The following is a 2,188-nucleotide window of genomic DNA, read 5'->3' on the forward strand; positions in this document are numbered from 1 at the left end:
TTAGGATTTAATGTTCAGTGGGATAATGAAAACAGAACAGTAATCCTAATTGATAAAGAAAATGTAGTTAAAATTCCAGTAGATACAAACAAAATCATCGTAAACGGAAAAGTTTATGAAAGTGATGTAAAACCAGTCATTAGAAATGACAGAACAATGCTACCAATAGCAAATATAGCAAGAGCATTGGGCTTAAAAGATGGCAAGGATATTTTCTGGAATGGAAATACAAAGGAAGTACTAATTACAAGAGAAGTTGCAAAATAATAACTTCAAAGCTAACAAGACTTTGAATATTTTTACAAATCTAATTTATAAGTCTTAGACAAGTAAATATTTGCTAAATTTTAGCAATAAAAGAAGGAACTGAGCCAAGTGCTTAGTTCCTTTTTAAATAAGAAAATAAAAACAAAAAACTAAAAAATGGAAAATAAAGACAAGATTACCAAGAAAATTTTTAGGATAGAAAATAAATATTGACAAAAACTAATAAAATGGAGAAGAGAAGAAAAAATATAAAAAAAGAAAGAAAATCAAAAGACAAAATAGCCTGATAAAACATATTATTTAACATTATTAAATACAATTCTTTAATCACAGACTAAATTATATTAAAGCAGTAAATAATCATAGATACTTATAAATAATAGGCTATTGACAAAAATACAAGGGGGGGGTAGAATAGAACTAGGTATGAATTATTTTTGTGTAAGCTAGAAAGGAGACTCAGGTATAGATAGGATATAATAGATTTTTAAAAATATAAGGAGGAAAGAAAAGAAGAAAACAAAAAATGGGGAATAAAAGATGATAAAAATAAAAATTGGAGGTAAAAAATGAAAGCAAAAAGTAAAAGAATAATGGGGTTATTTCTTGCCCTAGTTATGCTCTTAGGTTGTCTACCTTTTAATATCATAGAAACCTATGCAGCAGAAGGAGATGTAAAAATTGATGAAATAAACTTCCCTGATGCTAATTTTAGGAAGTATGTAGCGGATAATTTTGACACAGATTCATCGAAAGGCGTTTTAAGTCAAGAAGAGCTAAATGCAGTTACCAAAATTGATGTTAACAACAAAAAAATTGTTGACTTAAAAGGAATCGAGTTTTTTAAAAACCTTGTAAGTTTATCTTGTAATAGTAACCAAATAACAAGATTAGATTTAAGCCAAAACCAGAAACTTGAATATTTATATTGTATCTCAAACCAACTGACGGAATTAAACTTAAGCAAAAACCCAGAACTTACTCATCTATGGTGTGGCCATAACAAATTAGCAAAATTAGATGTAAGCAAAAACACCGCTCTTACTAGTCTGTTATGTAACAATAACCAATTAACAGAATTAGATGTAAGCAAAAACACCGCACTTATGAGTTTATCTTGTGGCAATAACAAATTAACAGCATTAGATGTAAGCAAAAACACCGCCCTTACTAGTTTAACTTGCAACAGTAACCAATTAACAGAATTAGATGTAAAGAACAACGCAAAACTTAATACTCTATTGTGTGGCAATAACAAATTAACAGCATTAGATGTAAGCAAAAACACCGCTTTTCAGCGTATTGATTGTAGCAATAACCAACTAACAGTTTTAAAACTACCTAATACTCAATTATTCTTGAAAGAATTAAATCAAAAATATAATATAAGTGTCCCTAAAGGAAACTCAATCATAGATTTTCCTAAAGGATTTGATGCAAATAAAATCCAAGGTACAATAGCTGGACTAACTGTAACAGCTGATGGAATTGAATGGGATGAAAAGACAGAAGTAAAAAGCTTTAAATATAAAGTATGTGAAAGTCCCGAAGAGATCATTGATGTTGAGGTAATGCTTAATCAGGTTGCAAATCCAGCATTAGAAGCTGCAGAGGCATTAGTTGAGAAAGCAGAAACAGACAAGACAGAAGAGAATTATACAAAAGCTAAGGAAGCAGTAGATGCATTGGCTAAAGGTAGCGGAAAAACTGGACTAGAAACACGTTTAACAGATTTAAGAAAATCATTAGATGAACTAAAAACTGCAAAAGACGCAGCCAAAGAAGAAATAAAAGATTTAAATCTAACACCAGAAGAAAAGACAGCAGCAGACAAAGCAATAGATGAAGCAACAGATAAAGCTGGAGTAGACAAAGCAGTAGAAGAAGCAAAAGAAAAAGCGGCAGCAAATGACAAAAAAGC

The 2,188-nt window shown here is 30.2% G+C and carries 1 protein-coding gene and 1 pseudogene; both read left to right on the forward strand.

The features are described 5' to 3' along the window. Positions 1-267 (forward strand): copper amine oxidase N-terminal domain-containing protein (locus tag WMO19_RS09635; RefSeq protein WP_349171652.1); only part of this gene is annotated, 267 nt, incomplete at its 5' end. Positions 268-836: 569 nt separating this feature from the next. Next, a pseudogene (locus WMO19_RS09640) lies at positions 837-2,188 on the forward strand (hypothetical protein); the annotation flags it as partial.

The sequence above is a fragment of the Peptoniphilus hominis (ex Hitch et al. 2025) genome (genome assembly GCF_040096015.1).
Lineage (GTDB): Bacteria > Bacillota > Clostridia > Tissierellales > Peptoniphilaceae > Peptoniphilus_A > Peptoniphilus_A hominis.